We start from the raw sequence: 17,300 nt of genomic DNA on the forward strand, positions 1-17,300 counted from the left end.
TCCCCTGTAGGAGCGAGGCTTGCCCGCGAAGAGGCCTTAGGATCAAACCTTGAACTGATTAATCAACCGCCGCTGCTGTTCCGCCAATTTGGTCAAATCCGCACTCGCCGCACTCGATTCATCTGCTCCACTTGCCACTTCATTGGCCACTTGCCCAATGTTGATCACATTACGATTAATGTCGTCAGCCACCGCGCTCTGTTCCTCGGCTGCACTGGCAATCTGCGTGTTCATGTCGTTGATCACCGACACCGCCTGAGTAATCGTCTCCAACGCCTCGGCCGCTTTCGCCGCATGCTGCACGCTTTCGTCGGTGCGGTTCTGGCTGTCTTCCATCACCCGCACTACATCGCGCGTGCCTTGTTGCAGCTGCTGAATCATGGTCTGAATTTCTTCAGTGGCTTTCTGGGTTTTCTGCGCCAGATTGCGCACTTCATCGGCCACTACCGCAAAACCACGTCCCTGCTCACCGGCACGGGCCGCTTCAATGGCCGCGTTCAAGGCCAGCAAATTGGTTTGTTCTGCGATCCCGCGAATGGCGGTGAGGATTGCGTTGATGTTCTCGCTGTCCTTGGCCAGGGTCTGTACCACGCTGACGGCCTTGCCGATTTCCACCGCCAGTACGCCGATCGAGTTCGACGTGTCCCGTACGATCTGCATGCCCTGTGCCGCCGCCTGATCCGCATGGCTGGCGGCTTGCGCAGCCTGGGTCGCGTTGCGCGCGACGTCCTGGGCGGTGGTGGTCATTTCATGCACCGCCGTGGCCACCTGATCGATCTCGGCCATTTGCTTGTGCACGCCAATGTTGGTGCGGATGGCGATGTCGGCGGTGTGTTCCGACGAGTCGCTGACGCTCTGCACCGAAGTCACCACCTGGGTGATCATCGCCTGCAACTTGGCCAGGAAAGTATTGAAGCCTTTGGCAATCGAGCCCAGTTCATCGGCACGGTCGCTGGTCAGGCGGCGAGTCAGGTCGCCTTCGCCTTGAGCGATGTCGTCGAGCATGGCGACCATCTGCTTCAACGGCCGGGCAATGCCGTGGCCCACCAGCCAGATCACCAGCAAACCGATACCCGCGATCAACAAACCGACCATGGCCATGCCAAAGGTGTCGGACTTGCGCTGAGTATCCAGATCGCCCTGAAGTGTTTGCAGGTCGGCCATCACCGCGTTCAGCGGCAGTTGCAGCATGAGGGTCCAGCGAGCGTCGGTCTGGCCGATGCCAAACGGCAGGTACAACTCGATCCGGCCCTGGGCCTTGTCGACGGTGTAGGTGACTTCACCGCGTTTGAGATTGGCCATGTTGGCAATCTGCTGGCTATCGAGGATGTCGCTGACCTTCTCACCAAATTTGCTCGGGTCCTTGGTGTAGGCGACGATCCGACCGTTGCCGCCGATCAAGGCCATAACACCTGAGCCGCTGTACAACTTCTGATTTGCGCCGAGGAGCATTTCCTGAATGAAGTTCACCGACAAGTCGGCGCCGACGATGCCTTGAAAGGCCCCGTTAAGCATGATCGGTTCAATAAAGGAGGCGAGCATGACGATCTTGTCGCCGACCTTGTAGGGCGCCGGATCGATCACGCAGGATTTTTTGGTTTCTTTTGAGCACAGGTAGTACTCGCTGGCACGCACGCCGGTGGACAGGGTTTTCTGGTCGTCGACGTCCACCAGTTTGTCCAGGCCCAGGCTGCCGTCTTCGTTGCGGAACCACCACGGCAGGAAGCGGCCGTTGCTGGCGTCGATGCCGACAATCTTGGTGTCGACGTAGGCCGCATCGTTGTGATCGAGGGCGTTTTTTTCCCAACCGACGTAGGTGCCGAGAATTTTCGGGTTCTTGGTGACGTTTTCCTTGATCAGGCTGATCAATTGCTCACGGCTCAGGCTCAACTGTGGCTGGCCATCGGCGCCCGGTGTACCGATTAATGCGTTGACTCGCACCAGCCCGCCGGCAATCAGCAGTGGCGCTTCGAGCTCACGTTGAATCTGGCTGACCTGGGTTTGCGCCAGTGACGTCAAGCGCTGTTCGATGACTTGCTCGAATTGTGCCTGGGTCCGCTCCTGGACCATGTCTTGTGTCCGTGCGCCGGAAAACAGCGCGTACAGCACCAGGGCTGCCACGACACTAAGTACGATGGCGCCAGCGAGGGCTGCCACGGAAAACTGGATCGACTTGAATTTCATGGGTGCTCCGCACGCAAGAGGACGTCTGCGGTGCTGTATCGGCAGGGGTGTCGATGGCCATGAGCGGGGTTTGGCGAATTGGCTGTTTTGCAGGCGTTAATGTCGCAAATGAATCATTACGGTCCGTTATCGACCGCGGTGGGCGCTGTTAGGTGAATTTTTTCCTACGGTCATGAGAGCTTTGTCTGAAATGTGCGTCTACACCTCTGTTGTATCTGGCGCCAATACAATTCACCGCCTAGGATAACCGGCATGTTTTCAGGGAAATTTTTGATGAATAAGACATTGGTTTTGTGTGCGCTGAGCGCAGGTCTGCTGCTCGCGGGTTGTCAGTCGGTCAACACCACCAGCGGTGGCGCGGTGGGCGTTGAGCGCAAACAGTACATGTTCAGCATGCTGTCGACCGATCAGGTCAATCAGATGTACGCCCAGTCTTATCAAAAGACAGTCGGCGAGGCGAGCAGTAAAGGCGTGCTGGACAAGACCAGTAACGAGGCCAAACGTGTCCAGGCCATTGCCGACCGGCTGATTGCCCAGGCGCCGATTTTTCGACCGGATTCGGCCCAGTGGAAGTGGGAGGTCAACCTGATCAAGAGCGACGAACTCAACGCCAACTGTGGGCCTGGCGGCAAGATCATCTTCTACACCGGCCTGATCGACAGCCTAAAACTGACCGACGATGAAATCGCCGCGATCATGGGCCACGAAATCGCCCACGCCCTGCGCGAGCACGGTCGTGAAGCAATGTCCAAAGCGTACGGCATCGAAATGGCCAAGCAGGGCGCCGGTGCCTTGTTCGGTCTGGGTCAGGACAGCCTGGCGTTGGCTGACACTGTGGCCAACTACGGCATGACCTTGCCCAACAGTCGCTCCAATGAAAACGAGGCGGACCTGATCGGCCTCGAACTGGCTGCTCGCGCCGGCTACAACCCGAACGCGGCGATCACTTTGTGGAACAAGATGAGCAAGGCGTCGCAAGGTTCGCCGCCAGAGTTCATGAGCACGCACCCGGCGTCGGCCAGTCGGGTTGCTTCGTTGCAAGCGGCGATTCCGAAAGTCATGCCGCTGTACGAGAAAGCCAAAAAGTCCTGATGTTCATGCAGCGCGGCTGCTGACGCCTTCGCGGGCAAGCCTCGCTCCTACAGGATTACGCTGATCTGTAGGCGCGAGGCTTGCCCGCGAAGAACGATAACGCGGTCTACCGACCTACCGCGTCAAACCCACCCGCTGCTCTGCATCGCCTTGTACACCGCGACAATGGCGAGGATGAAGAACGCCGACGCCGCCAGGCGACGGATCAGGGCGAGCGGCAATTTATCCGCGGCAAAGTTACCCGCCAAAACCACCGGCACGTTGGCAATCAACATCCCGACGGTGGTGCCGATAATCACCAGCCACAGTTCCGGGTATTGCGCAGCGAGCATCACGGTGGCGACCTGGGTCTTGTCGCCCATCTCCGCAAGGAAAAACGCGATCAACGTGGTCAGGAACGGTCCGAACTTGCGGGCGGTGCTGGCTTCGTCGTCGTCCATTTTGTCCGGCACCAGGGTCCACAACGCCGTCGCGGTGAAGCTCGCGGCGAGGATCCAGTGCAACATCGCATTCGAGAAGAAGCCACCGACCCAAGCGCCTACCGCACCGGCTGCCGCGTGGTTGGCCAGGGTTGCGGCAACGATGCCGGCGATGATCGGCCAGGGTTTGCGAAAGCGAGCGGCGAGAATGAGTGCGAGCAGTTGCGTCTTGTCGCCGATTTCGGCCAAGGCAACGATTGCGGTGGGAACGAGTAGAGAGTCCAGCATCAGGGTTTTCCTAAGGGGCGGGTCGACACGGCTATGACACGTACAGCCTTCCCGCCCCGGGTAAGGTGTTCGTGTCATAGGTCTTGTCAAACCCTGCGATCCGTCTGATGCGGACGCTTGGGTCGCATACGCCATGGTCTGTTGACCAAGTATGTTGACGTATGCCGGACGAGCATGGCGCTCGTGGGAGACTACTCCCCTAGGACGGAGCGGATTCTGCCTAGACAAATCCGATTGGGCAAGCCTCTTTTTTAGAAAGAAGACCTAGCCGCGTTTGGCCCGATAGATTCTGAAACCCTGTCCTTCAGCCTTGATTGCGCACACCCCGAGGTGCTCTTCGATCAGCGGCTGGTACTTCAGGAAGCTGTTCGCCACCAAGCGCAGTTCGCCACCGTTTTTCAGATGTTTGGCTGCTTTTCGCAGCAAGTTCTCGGTAGCGAAGTAGTCGGTGTGAACGCCGACATGGAACGGCGGGTTGCTCAGAATTGCACTCAAGCCCATCGGTGCAGCGTCGATGCCGTCACCGGTAATCACGTCAGCTTCCAGACCGTTGGCAGCCAATGTCAGGCGACTGCTGGCGGCGGCAAAGGCATCAACGTCGAGCAACGTGACCTGGTTGTGTGGATAACGCCGCTTGACCGCCGCACCCAAAACGCCCGCGCCGCAACCGAAGTCGAGCAAATGGCCACTCGGCAGCTTATCGAGATGTTCCAGCAGCAACGCGCTGCCGCGATCCAGCCGCCCGTGGCTGAACACGCCCGGCAGGCTGATGACTTTCAACGGGCCTTCGGCCAGCGGCAACTCATAAGTCTCGGCCAGGCTTTCCAGCGATTTGGCTTCTGGCGCAGTGGCCACGGTGACCTGCCACAGCTGGCAATGCCTCGCGCTGTCGAGCTTGCGCGGTTTGCCGAAGGGGTTCAGTTGCTTGGCCGCGCCTTCGATGCCGCTGCGTTTTTCACCCACCAGATACAGTTCACGACCGGCCAGTTTAGAGGCGATGGCGTTGAGGATGTAGTCGGTCAGGTCCTTGGACTTGGGCAGAAACACCACGGCGGTGTCGAACGCGCGCTCCGGTACAGTCACACCGAAATGGCTGCGCTCGGCGAAGCGGGCGTCCAGCGCTGCTTGATCGCCGGCATGCCAGCACCAGCCATGAGCGTCGGGCAGACGGCCCAGCAGGTCATCAGCGGGCAAACCGGCCAGCAGCACCGTACCCTGGAATAACTCGGCCTGACGAAGCAGTACTTCACTGCGCGGATCCATAATCTGCTCCTGTGAAAAAAAGTGCCGCAGTTTATCAACTGACGACCCGCAGCGCTTTACCGCTGAAGTATCCCTGAGCGTTTTCGGTCAACTGGCCTACGATTCGCTGCCGAGCCTCGCGACTGCCCCAGGCGTTGTGCGGGGTGACAATCAGCCGTGGAATGTTGTGGGCCAGCAGCGGATTGCCGGCGGTCGGCGGTTCGACACTCAACACATCGGTGGCCGCACCTCCCAGGTGACCGTTGCGCAAGGCATCCGCCAGTGCCTGTTCGTCGATCAAACCACCGCGTGCGGTGTTGATCACGAACGCACCGGGTTTCATCGAAGCCAGCTCACGGGCTCCGATGAAGTGGCGCGTGTGTTCGTTGAGCGGACAGTGCAGGGTCAGCGCATCAATCTGCGGCAGCAGCTCTTCCAGTGGCAAACGGTCCGGCCGGGCAGGGCGCCCGGGAATTTGACCGAGCAGTACGCGCATCCCAAAGGCTTCAGCCAGTCGTGCGACCGCGCCGCCCAGTTCACCGTGGCCGAGCAGGCCGAGGGTTTTGCCTTCCAGTTCGACAATCGGGTAATCCAGCAGACAGAACTGTTTCGCCTGCTGCCAGCGACCTTCGCCCACAGCCTTTTGATAATCGGTCAGGCGCGTTGCCAGATTGAGCAGCAACATGATCGTGTGCTGCGCCACCGACGGCGTGCCGTAACCCTGGCAGTTGCAGACGGTAATCCCGTGGGCGCTGGCAGCCGCGAGGTCAACGTTGTTGGTGCCGGTGGCGGTGATCAGGATCAGCTTCAGCGCGGGGCTGGCCGCGATGGCGGCGGCATCGATCAGGATCTTGTTGCTGATGGCGACGGTGGCGCCCTTGAGGCGTTCGATCACCTGGTCTTGCGTGGTCTGGGCGAAAAGCTGTAAGTCGCTGAAACACTCTTGCAGCGGGCTGAGGTCGAGGTCGCCCAGGTCCAGGGACGGGTGGTCGAGGAAAACGGCGCGGTGAGTGTTCGTCATCAACTGTACCTTTTGTGCAGTGAACTGAAGGCGTAACCTGCCGAGCCTACCAGATGAAACAAACAGTTACGCTTGGCCAAAAGGAGCCCCCATGTACTGGACAGAGTTTTTGACCGTTGCCCTGATTCACTTGCTGGCCGTGGCCAGCCCTGGCCCGGACTTTGCTGTGGTGGTGCGTGAGAGCGTGACCCATGGTCGTCAAGCGGGTACTTGGACGGCGCTGGGTGTTGGCATGGCGATTTTCCTGCACGTTGGCTATTCGCTGCTCGGCATCGGCCTGATCGTGTCCCAGTCGATCGTGTTATTTAATGCCCTGAAATGGGCTGCCGCCGCGTACCTGCTGTATATCGGCTTCAAGGCGTTGCGAGCACAACCGGCCCAACCTGCGGCTGACGATCTGCACAAGGAAACGGGTGAGCGCACTGCTCGTGGCGCCTTCACTTCGGGTTTCGTGACCAACGGTCTGAACCCGAAGGCGACGCTGTTTTTCCTCTCGCTGTTCACCGTGGTGATCAATCCGCACACGCCGCTGGCAGTACAGGCTGGCTACGGCGTCTACCTCGCGGTGGCCACCGCTGTGTGGTTCTGCCTGGTGGCGATGCTGTTCAGCCAGCAGCGCGTGCGCGCCGGTTTTGCCCGGATGGGCCACTGGTTCGACCGGACCATGGGCGCGGTACTGATCGCCATCGGTGTGAAACTCGCGTTTACCGAGATGCACTGAGGCCCTGTGATGCGGCTAGCGATGTAATACCAGCCGCTTAAAACGTTTGAAGCTGGTTCTGTTGAGGTGTCGCCAGGGGATCGAGCGCAACAGCTGCCAGGCCTCTTTCTTGTCTTCGACGACGGCATATTTGAGAGCCTTGTTCACCAGTTTGGTGCGGGCGCTCTGGTAGCCGGGATGGTTCACGTACGGTTCGATGGCCTCAAGGTCCGCCTGGAGCAATATCCGGTATTTCCTCGACAGGTTGTTGGCATGGCGGCGATAGCGGGTTATGCAGACCGGCAGTTCATGGATCTCATAACCCAGCCGGGCAATTCGCAACGTCATCTGGAAGTCCTGAACCCGCAGCTTCGGCGCGTAGAAGTCGGCACTTCGCATTGCTTTCATGCGATAGAGCGCAACAGGGGCGCCGATCACGACGGCACCTCTGAGGACCTGATCGAAGTTGTAGGTGTGGATCTGGTCGCGTTGCTGCTGCTTGATGGTGTTGCCATCGCTGTCCATGTAGCTGATCAGCGCACCCACGCAGCCGACGTTCGGGTGCTGGTCCAGATAGTCGGCGCGAATGCGCACCGACTCCGGCAGCATGATGTCATCCAGGTCCGGTGTCGACACATAGACACCTTTGGCGTATCGCAAACCGTGGTTGAGCGCCGCGCTCACACCCTGGTTCGGTTGCGAGTACAGCTGGAAGTCATAGGTTTGTTGTAAACGCTTGAGTATTGCGAGGCTGTCGTCGCTGGAGCCATCGTCCACGATGATGACTTCGATGTTCGGGTAGTCTTGGGCGAAGATGCTCTTGATGGCGTCTTCCAGGTACTTTTGCGCGTTGAAACAGGGCGCCACGATGGACACCAGAGGCGCTTGTTTGAAGGGGCCGTTCTCGGGGGTGGTCAGTTCAATACTCATTTTTGTATGCAATACCGATGGCGTATGACCAGACAGGTCTAGTGAACAAGATCCTTCTCTTGAAGATGAGGTGGAGGTCGTGCGACTTGGGGCAACCGTTCGGCTGCCAACCCATCGGCTCATCGTGTACGTATGGTACGTAGGCTCACAGGCAAGTGTCACGTGCATGCGTTGCAACGTTTTACAGCGCAGATTCCGAACTCCCGACGAAACACGCCAAGTAGTGGCGCAAAGCTAGCATTTTACCCGGATCTGCAAATCATTCCTTTGGCTGATTTGGCTGTCGACCAAGGTCACTAGAGTGCTTACTTTCAGCCACGACCGTGCAGTCAGAAAAGGGACTCTTATGTTGCAGACTCGCGTTATCCCCCCAGCCGAAGGCGCTTACCAGTATCCGCTGCTGATTAAACGGCTGCTGATGTCCGGCGCTCGCTATGAGAAAACCCGCGAGATCATTTACCGCGACCAGTTGCGCTACAGCTATCCGACCCTGATTGAACGGGTTGCAAGGCTGGCCAACGTGCTGACGGCCGCCGGCGTCAAGGCTGGCGATACCGTGGCGGTGATGGACTGGGACAGCCATCGTTATCTGGAATGCATGTTCGCCATCCCGATGATCGGCGCGGTGATCCACACCATCAACGTGCGCCTGTCGCCGGAACAGATCCTCTACACCATGAACCACGCCGAGGACCGCTTCGTGCTGGTCAACAGCGAGTTCGTCGGGCTGTACAATGCGATTGCCGGGCACTTGACCACGGTAGAGAAAACCCTGCTGCTGACCGACCTGCCGGAAAAAACCGCCGACTTGCCGAACCTCATCGGCGAGTACGAGCAGTTGCTGGCGGCCGCGAGCACGCAGTACGACTTCCAGGACTTCGACGAAAACTCGGTCGCGACCACGTTCTACACCACCGGCACCACCGGTAATCCCAAAGGCGTGTACTTCACCCATCGGCAACTGGTGCTGCACACCATGGGCGTGTCGACCATCATGGGTGCCATCGACAGCGTACGTTTGCTGGGCACCAACGACGTCTACATGCCGATCACCCCGATGTTCCATGTGCACGCCTGGGGCCTACCGTATGTGGCGACCATGCTCGGGCTCAAGCAGGTCTATCCCGGCCGTTACGACCCGGAATATCTGGTGGAGCTGTGGCGCAAGGAGAAGGTCACTTTTTCCCATTGCGTGCCAACCATTCTGCAAATGCTCCTTAATTCCAAGGCCGCGCAAGGTACCGACTTTGGTGGCTGGAAAATTGTGATCGGCGGCAGTGCGTTGAACCGCACGTTGTACGAAGCCGCCAAGGCCAATGGCATTCAGCTGACCGCCGCTTACGGCATGTCGGAAACCGGACCGCTGATCTCGTGCGCGCACCTCAACGACGAGTTGATGGCGGGCACCGAAGACGAGCGCACCACGTATCGGATCAAGGCCGGTGTGCCGGGGCCATTGGTGGAAGCGGCGATCGTCGACACCGATGGCAACTTTCTGCCCGCCGATGGCGAGACTCAAGGCGAACTGGTGCTGCGTGCGCCGTGGCTCACCGGAGGCTATTTCAACGAGCCACAGAAAGGCGCCGAGCTCTGGGCCGGCGGCTGGCTGCATACCGGGGACGTTGCGACCCTGGACAGCATGGGTGTGATCGATATTCGCGACCGGATCAAAGACGTGATCAAGACCGGCGGCGAGTGGATCTCCTCCCTGGACCTGGAAGACCTGATCAGTCGCCACGTGGCGGTACGCGAAGTAGCAGTGGTGGGGATTGCCGATCCGCAGTGGGGCGAGCGTCCGTTCGCACTGCTGGTGGTCCGCGAAGGCCATGTGATTGGGGCGAAGGAGCTGAAGGAGCACCTAAAGCCATTCGTGGAATTGGGGCACCTGAGCAAGTGGGCTATCCCGAGCCAGATCGCTCTTGTTACTGAAATTCCCAAGACCAGTGTCGGCAAGCTCGACAAGAAGCGTATTCGCGTCGACATCACCGAATGGCAAGCCAACAACAGCACCTTCCTCTCGACGCTTTAAGCGTCATTTGGCGTGCCCGAAAGGGCACGCCAGCCCCACCAAGCAAGCGCTTGGCTTGTTAAATCTGAATTTTCAGCCATCCTTGCCGGGCCGACAGGTGTCGGCTTGGCAAAGGACTGTTCCAGAGTGGCTGGCAGCTGCAAATCACACTTTAGAGGGATCAAGCAGTACTACCTGCTGGCTATAGTCCGCTCAAGGATTTTTAAGAACGGAGCAAACGCACAAAACGGGGCGATGCATCTTTGGAATGACTTAAGGACAGTTTGGCTCCCAGTCATCCACAGCGTTTTTAGAAGTGCTCACTGCCATAACAATAATGCACATGGAGTAGCGTCGATGACATCAGTAAACCAGTTCTGGCGCCGGGCTAAACTGCCCCTGGCGGTCAGTCTTGCCTCTACGCTCGCCGGGCCAGCATTCGGCGTCAGTTTCAATGTTGGTGAAATCGAAGGTCAGTTCGACTCATCCCTGTCGGTCGGTGCCAGTTGGTCTACTGAAGGTGCCAACAAGAACCTCATCGGCGTCAACAACGGCGGCCGCGGCCTGTCCCAGACTTCCGACGACGGTCACCTGAACTTCAAGAGCGGCGAAACGTTCTCCAAGATCTTCAAGGGCATCCATGACCTTGAATTGAAATACGGCGACACCGGCGTTTTCGTCCGTGGCAAATACTGGTATGACTTTGAACTCAAGGACGAAAGCCGTCCGTTCAAGGACATCAGCGACAGCAACCGCAAGGAAGGCGCCAAGTCCTCCGGCGGCCAAATCCTCGACGCTTTCGTCTACCACAACTACTCCGTTGCCGATCAGCCGGGCTCCGTGCGTCTGGGCAAGCAAGTAGTGAGTTGGGGTGAAAGTACCTTCATCGGCGGCGGTATCAATTCGATCAACCCGATCGACGTGTCCGCGTTCCGTCGTCCAGGTGCCGAGATCAAGGAAGGTCTGATCCCGGTCAACATGTTCTACGTGTCCCAGAGCCTCACCGAGAACCTCTCGACCGAAGCTTTCTACCAGCTCGAATGGGACCAGACCGTTACCGACAACTGCGGCACCTTCTTCTCGCAACCGGACGTGATTTCGGATGGTTGTGACAACAACCTGGCGGTACTGCGTACCCGTAACGGACTCAACAACGCACTGACGGCTGCGAGGCTGCCGGCTTCGCTGCGTAATGCCAGCATCAACACACTGGCTGCCAGGGGCGTGACCTGGGGTGACCCGGATGAAGGTGTCATCGTTCGTCGCGGTCCGGATCGCGATGCCCGTGACAGCGGTCAATTTGGCGTGTCCTTCAAATACATGTTCGATCCGCTGGACACCGAGTTCGGCGCCTACTTCATGAACTACCACAGCCGTGCGCCGATTTTCAGCGGCAAAGGTGCTCCGGCGAGCGCTTACAGCGCGGCGGGCTTGGTGGGCTCGCTGGTGGCCAGGGGTGTTCCTCTCGCTGTCGCGCGTAACCTGGCACCTACCTTGTTGCCATTGGCAGTGGCGGGTAACTCCAGCTATTACGTCGAGTACCCTGAAGATATTCGTCTGTATGGCTTGAGCTTCTCCACCACGTTACCGACAGGTACTGCGTGGAGTGGTGAAGTCAGCTACCGGCCGAATGCGCCGGTTCAGCTCAACACCACCGACATTCTCTTTTCCGGTCTGACGCCTCTGAACCCTAACGTTTCCGTGCTCCAGGGTACGCCAGGGCAGGATCAAAAAGGCTATCGCCGCAAAGAAGTGACCCAGCTCCAGACGACCCTTACTCACTTCTTCGACCAGGTGATGGGCGCCGAGCGACTGACCCTGGTTGGCGAGGTCGGCTTTACTCACGTTGGCGGTCTGGAAAGCACTTCCAAAGCGCGTTACGGTCGTGACCCGAGCTACGGCCCTGGCCCGTTGCCAGGTGGTCAGTGCCAGACATTGAACAGCGGCACCCTGGCCGGTGGACCACAAAACAACGTGAGCCGCTATTGTGAAAACGACGGATTCACCACCGCAAACTCCTGGGGTTACCGCGGTCGTGCCATCTGGGAATACAACAGCGTATTCGCCGGCGTGAACCTCAAGCCGAACGTGGCCTGGTCCCATGACGTGAGCGGTTACTCGCCTGGCCCTGGCGGCAACTTCGAGGAAGGTCGCAAAGCAGTGAGCCTGGGTGTCGATGCCGAATACCAGAACACCTACACCACAAGCCTGGCGTACACCAACTTCTTCGACGGCAAGTACACCACCGTGGATGACCGCGACTTCGTTGCGCTCAGCTTCGGCGTGAACTTCTAAGCACTGATTATCAGGACGAACACACCTATGAAAATAACCAAGAGTCTGTTCCAAGTCGGTGTTCTGGGGCTTTCGCTGCTGGCGACCGGCGTGATGGCGGCGGTCCCTGCGGCCGAAGCGGACAAACTGGGCAAGAGCCTGACCCCGATGGGCGCCGAAATGGCGGGCAATGCTGACGGTTCGATTCCGGCCTGGAAACCATTGCCGAAAAACGCCGGCGCTGTCGACGGCAAAGGTTTCCTGTCTGACCCGTTTGCCAGTGAAAAACCACTGTTCACCATCACTGCGCAGAACGTCGACCAGTACAAGGACAAGCTCGCACCGGGCCAGTACGCGATGTTCAAGCGCTACCCGGAAACCTTCAAGATCCCGGTCTACCCGTCCCATCGCGGCGCCACCGTGCCGGATGCCGTGTTTGCCTCCATCAAGAAAAACGCCACCAGCACCAACCTGGTGTCTGGCGGCAACGGCCTGGAAAACTTCGAAACCGCAGTTCCGTTCCCGATCCCGAAGACCGGCGTTGAAGTCATCTGGAACCACATCACCCGCTATCGCGGTGGCAGCGTGACCCGCCTGGTAACCCAGGCCACGCCACAACCGAATGGCTCGTACAGCCTGGTGTACTTCCAGGACCAGTTCGTGTTCCGCGACAAGATGAAGGATTACGATCCGGCGAACCCGGGCAACATCCTGTTCTACTTCAAGCAGAAAGTGACCGCGCCGGCACGTCTGGCCGGTGGTGTGCTGCTGGTGCACGAAACCCTCGACCAGGTGAAGGAGCCGCGTTCGGCGTGGGTCTACAACGCCGGTCAACGTCGCGTGCGCCGCGCACCGCAAGTGTCCTATGACGGACCGGGTACTGCGGCGGATGGCCTGCGTACCTCCGACAACCTGGACATGTACAACGGCGCGCCGGATCGTTACGACTGGAAGCTCGAAGGCAAGAAAGAGATGTACATCGCCTCCGACAGCTACAAACTCGACTCACCTCAACTCAAGTACGACGACATCATCAAGGCCGGTCACATCAACCAGGACCTGGCTCGTTACGAGCTGCGCCGGGTCTGGCATGTGGTTGCGACCCTGAAGGAAGGTCAGCGTCACATCTACGCCAAGCGTGACTTCTACATCGACGAAGACACCTGGCAGGCGGCCGTGATCGACCACTACGACGGTCGTAATCAACTGTGGCGTGTGGCGGAAGCTCACTCCCAGAACTACTACAACGTTCAGGTGCCGTGGTACACCCTGGAAACCTTGTACGACCTGCAATCGGGCCGCTACCTGGCGCTGGGCATGAAGAACGAAGAGAAATCGGCGTATGACTTCGGCTTCACCACCACCACCAGCGACTTCACTCCGGCCGCGCTGCGCCAGGAGGGTGTTCGCTAAGCGGTACTGAACAGAGGCCGCATCCTCGAGAAACGCCCCGACTGGTTTGGGGCGTTTTTTTTGAATCTCATAACGATCCGTTGTAGCGGTCGAATTCAGGTCAGGCGTGGCTGTCGGGTTTTACCGATACCTTTGCTTGTATTCTTTTTGTAGCCATTTGTAGCAATAACCTTCATTCCCTCTTCGTTTACCGCTAGGCTGCGGACATCTGCAACGCCGCCAACCGCCATTCAAACAAGAGCCGGCCATGACTGATCTGTCCCCACACCCGGGCCCTGCAAGCGTTTCCGTCGCGGCACTGGACGGGCGCTTTTTTCGGCCTCCGTTGCCCGACGGCCATGTGCTGCGGCCTCGTCTGTGCGAGCGCCTGAGTGCGGGGCTCGGTGGCAGGCTGTTGCTGGTCAGCGCACCGGCGGGGTTTGGCAAAAGTTCGTTGGCCGTGGAGTTCTGTCAGGGCTTGCCGGCTCACTGGCAAAGCCTGTGGCTGGGGTTGAGTCCGCGAGACAGCGACCCAGGGCGTTTTCTTGAGCGGTTGCTCGAAGGCCTCCAGGACTATTATCCGCAACTCGGCAGCCAGTCCCTGGGCCTGCTGAAAATGCGGCAGCGGCATCAGCCGTTTGCTTTTGAAGAATGGCTGGACGGTTTGCTCGATGAGCTGGTCGTGCACCTGACATCGAGTACGCCTCTGCTGTTGGTGCTTGATGACTACCATTTGGCACAGGGCCCGGTGCTCGATCGCTGCCTGCAATTTTTCCTCAATCACCTGCCCGACGGCTTGCTGGTCATGGTCACCAGTCGGCAGCGGCCGGACTGGCATCTGGCGCGTCTGCGGCTGTCACGGCAACTGCTCGAGTTGAATGAACAGGACTTGCGCCTGACTCACGATGAAGCCTTGACCCTGCTTGATCGCCACAGCAGTTCCTTGCGCGGCGAAGCGCTGGAGAGCCTCATCCAGCGCAGCGAAGGTTGGGTCGCCGGACTGCGTTTCTGGCTGCTGGCGGCGTCCGAAGCGGGCACCCAGGGTGCTTTGCCGCAGACGCTGCATGGCGGGGAAGGGCTGATCCGCGATTACCTGCTCGAAGAAGTCATCGATTGTCTGCCCGCCGAGGTGCAGTCATTCCTTTACGACACCGCACCCCAGGAACGCTTTTGCAGCGAACTGTGCGACGCGGTTCGCGAAGCCCATGACAGTGCCGAGATCCTGCGTTTTCTGCTGGCCCATCAGGTGTTCCTGGTGCCACTGGATGAAAACGGTCACTGGTATCGCTACCACCATTTGTTTTCCGACCTGCTGCGCACCCGGCCTACCGCGCAGGCGATGATGCCGGCGGCCAGCCTGCACCTGCGCGCCTGTCGATGGTTCAATGCCCAGGGGCTCCTCGATGAGGCGGTCGAGCAGGCGTTGCGTGCCGGGCACCTGGATGTCGCGGCGAACCTGGTCCAGAACCTCTCCGAAGAACAACTGCTGGCCGAACAGAACGTCGGCATGTTGCTGCGCTGGAAAATGGACTTGCCCGACAGCCTGCTGATCAGCACGCCACGGCTGATCGTGCTGTACAGCTGGGCATTGGGGCTGGCTTGTCAGCTGGACGCCGCCGAGGAACTGGTCAGTCATTTAAGCCGCTTCCTGCCGGCCCCGTCAGCCACTGCGCAGAAATCCATGCTGGCGCAATGGCTGGCCCTGAGCGGAATTATCGCTCGCGGGCGCGGCAATCGCGAACTGACGTTGCTCTATTGCACCGAAGCGCAGGAGAGCCTGCCGGCCAAACGCTACGGGCAACGCCTGATGTGCCTCTCGACCCTGTCCAACCTGGCCATTGCCGACGGCGACTTGTGGCGCGCACGCGGGTTGAACCGAGAGTCCCTGGAGTTGGCGCAACGGGTTGGCAACCCGCTGTTCGAAGCGCTGGCCCATTACGACCGCGCTCGCGTGCTGCAAGCGCGAGGGGAAATCCTCCGTTCGCTGGATGAAGTGCGTCAGGGGCTGCAACGCCTGCAACAGTTATCCCCGCAACGGCTCTATGCGGTGCGCGCCCGACTGACCTTGTACGAGGGCTTTTTACTGGCCCTGCGCTTGCAACCGCAAGCTGCACGGGCACGTTTGCAAGCCGGTTTGAATGAAGCACGAGCCTGTCGCGACATCAGCGTATTGATCGGTCACTGCGTGATCGCCAGGCTTGAGGGCAGCAGCGGCGAATTCGCCAAAGCCTTTGCCGAACTCGCCGAAGCCGAGCGCTTGATGCACATCTGGGACGTACCGCCGATTTACTACCTGGCGATGATTACGCTGGTCAAATGCGAGCTCTGGCTAGCCCAGGGTCGCACCGATCTGGCCGAAGCCTGGCTCGCTCGCTTGGGCCAGACCTATAACGGCGAACACGCTGCAGCGCCTCCGGAGTTCCATCCGCAACTGCCGCTGCATATCGAGTTGCAGCAGGCCTTGCTGGAGGTCATTCAAGGGCAGCCGATGCTGGCCGAAGGTCGATTGAATGCGTTGCTTGAGCATGGGCAGCAAACCGGCAGGCAGATGCTCTGCGTGATGGCGTTGACTCAGAAAGTGACGTTGTTGCTGGGGGGCGGGCGCGAACCCGAAGCCCGCAAAGCGCTGGCTCAAGCCCTGGAGGCGGCGGCCGGTGGGGTGCTGCAACCGTTTGACGGGTTGTTGGCTGTACACCCGGACTGGCTGCGTAACCAACTTCAACTCGGTGTGCCGACTCCCGTTTCATTGAGCCTTTCAGAAAAACTTCCGGCAGTGACAGCCCGTCCCGCAGCGGAGTCATCCGCCACGGCGGAACAACTCAGTGCGCGGGAAATGGCCGTCCTGCGACTGATCGCCCAGGGCTGTTCGAATCAGGAAATCAGCGATCAACTGTTTATTTCGCTGCACACGGTGAAAACCCATGCCAGCCATATCAACAGCAAGCTTGGGGTGGAGCGGCGTACGCAGGCGGTGGCGCGGGCGAAGGAGCTGGGGGTGTTGGGGTAGCGTATTTTTTTGAAGTGCATGACCGCAAATGACTCGATGCAAATGTGTGCGAAAATTGCCCATCCCCGTTTCTCGAGCATGCCCCGATGTCCCTGCAGCCCACTCTCATCCGCGAAACCTTCCCCGTCGGCCCTCTCCAGTGCAACTGCACGATCATCGGCGATCCGATCACCAAAAAGGCCATCGTGGTCGATCCTGGTGGCAATCACGAATTGATCCTCGCGCGGCTCGACGCTCTGGGGCTGAAGGTGGTCAGCATCATTCACACCCACGCGCACCTCGATCACTTCCTGGCTTCCGGTCAGTTGAAGGAGAAAACCGGTGCAACCCTGCATTTGCATAAAGAAGATCAATTTCTCTGGGACAACCTGGAGATGCAGTGCCAGATGTTCGGTGTGCCTTACACGCCGGTGCCGTCGCCGGATCGCTGGTTGGCCGATGATGAAGAACTGGCGTGCGGTTGCGGCGTAGCGTTGCATACGCCGGGTCATACGCCGGGCTCCATGAGCTTTTGGTTTTCAGAGGCTAAGCTGCTGATTGCCGGTGACACGTTGTTTCGTCGCGGGGTAGGGCGCACGGATTTGTGGGGTGGCGATCAGGCGACCATCGTGCGGTCGATCAAGCAGCGGCTGTACACCCTCGATGAAGAGGCGACGGTGGTAACCGGGCATGGTCCGGACACGCGTCTGGGCGACGAAATGCGCGAGAACCCTTTTGTGCGGGCCTGATTTCTGCTGTTGGGA

12 protein-coding genes and 1 riboswitch are annotated in these 17,300 nt (G+C 59.3%); of the genes, 7 read left to right on the forward strand and 5 right to left on the reverse strand.

The window, feature by feature from the left end; translation table 11 throughout:
* Positions 1 to 42: 42 nt before the first annotated feature.
* The gene (locus QK293_RS16715) at positions 43 to 2,184 is read right to left on the reverse strand and encodes a methyl-accepting chemotaxis protein (RefSeq protein ID WP_282378909.1); all 2,142 of its coding nucleotides are present in this window, start codon (positions 2,182 to 2,184) and stop codon (positions 43 to 45) included.
* A gap of 273 nt (positions 2,185 to 2,457) precedes the next feature.
* On the opposite strand from QK293_RS16715, the gene QK293_RS16720 reads away from it, so the two are divergent.
* Positions 2,458 to 3,276 (forward strand): M48 family metallopeptidase, encoded by an 819-nt coding sequence (locus tag QK293_RS16720; protein ID WP_282378912.1) that lies wholly within the window; start codon positions 2,458 to 2,460, stop codon positions 3,274 to 3,276.
* Positions 3,277 to 3,398: 122 nt separating this feature from the next.
* Here the strand turns inward: QK293_RS16720 and QK293_RS16725 are convergent, their stop codons facing one another.
* The 3 genes from QK293_RS16725 to QK293_RS16735 form a co-directional block, all read right to left on the reverse strand.
* Positions 3,399 to 3,983: a TMEM165/GDT1 family protein gene (locus tag QK293_RS16725; protein ID WP_282378915.1), complete on the reverse strand. Its 585-nt coding sequence runs from the start codon at positions 3,981 to 3,983 to the stop codon at positions 3,399 to 3,401.
* An 89-nt stretch (positions 3,984 to 4,072) separates the two neighbouring features.
* Positions 4,073 to 4,195: riboswitch (yybP-ykoY riboswitch) on the reverse strand.
* Between the two features lie 52 nt (positions 4,196 to 4,247).
* A complete protein-coding gene (locus QK293_RS16730) occupies positions 4,248 to 5,246 on the reverse strand; it encodes a class I SAM-dependent methyltransferase (RefSeq protein ID WP_282378918.1) in 999 nt (332 codons plus the stop codon).
* A gap of 34 nt (positions 5,247 to 5,280) precedes the next feature.
* Positions 5,281 to 6,246 (reverse strand): 2-hydroxyacid dehydrogenase, encoded by a 966-nt coding sequence (locus QK293_RS16735; protein WP_282378921.1) that lies wholly within the window; start codon positions 6,244 to 6,246, stop codon positions 5,281 to 5,283.
* A gap of 91 nt (positions 6,247 to 6,337) precedes the next feature.
* On the opposite strand from QK293_RS16735, the gene QK293_RS16740 reads away from it, so the two are divergent.
* Positions 6,338 to 6,967, forward strand: coding sequence for a LysE family transporter (locus QK293_RS16740; RefSeq protein ID WP_282378924.1), 630 nt, complete (start codon positions 6,338 to 6,340; stop codon positions 6,965 to 6,967).
* A 15-nt stretch (positions 6,968 to 6,982) separates the two neighbouring features.
* On the opposite strand, the gene QK293_RS16745 is transcribed toward QK293_RS16740, so the two are convergent.
* Positions 6,983 to 7,876, reverse strand: coding sequence for a glycosyltransferase (locus tag QK293_RS16745; RefSeq protein WP_282378926.1), 894 nt, complete (start codon positions 7,874 to 7,876; stop codon positions 6,983 to 6,985).
* Positions 7,877 to 8,222: 346 nt separating this feature from the next.
* Between QK293_RS16745 and QK293_RS16750 the strand changes: the two genes are divergently transcribed.
* The 5 genes from QK293_RS16750 (at position 8,223) to QK293_RS16770 (ending at position 17,285) form a co-directional block, all read left to right on the forward strand.
* Complete coding sequence (locus tag QK293_RS16750; RefSeq protein WP_282378934.1) at positions 8,223 to 9,905, forward strand: fatty acid--CoA ligase; 1,683 nt, start codon at positions 8,223 to 8,225, stop codon at positions 9,903 to 9,905.
* A gap of 336 nt (positions 9,906 to 10,241) precedes the next feature.
* Positions 10,242 to 12,179 carry a DUF1302 domain-containing protein gene (locus tag QK293_RS16755; protein ID WP_282378937.1) on the forward strand — a complete coding sequence of 646 codons (1,938 nt, stop codon included), beginning with the start codon at positions 10,242 to 10,244 and terminating at the stop codon, positions 12,177 to 12,179.
* 27 nt (positions 12,180 to 12,206) lie between these two features.
* A complete protein-coding gene (locus QK293_RS16760; RefSeq protein WP_282378940.1) occupies positions 12,207 to 13,571 on the forward strand; it encodes a DUF1329 domain-containing protein in 1,365 nt (454 codons plus the stop codon).
* 247 nt (positions 13,572 to 13,818) lie between these two features.
* Positions 13,819 to 16,557, forward strand: coding sequence for a LuxR C-terminal-related transcriptional regulator (locus tag QK293_RS16765; protein WP_282378943.1), 2,739 nt, complete (start codon positions 13,819 to 13,821; stop codon positions 16,555 to 16,557).
* A gap of 86 nt (positions 16,558 to 16,643) precedes the next feature.
* Positions 16,644 to 17,285, forward strand: a complete 642-nt coding sequence (locus QK293_RS16770; protein WP_282378946.1) for an MBL fold metallo-hydrolase — start codon at positions 16,644 to 16,646, stop codon at positions 17,283 to 17,285.
* Positions 17,286 to 17,300 lie beyond the last annotated feature (15 nt).

Origin of the sequence: Pseudomonas sp. AL03 (assembly GCF_029960815.1) — a bacterium.
Taxonomy (GTDB): Bacteria; Pseudomonadota; Gammaproteobacteria; order Pseudomonadales; family Pseudomonadaceae; genus Aquipseudomonas.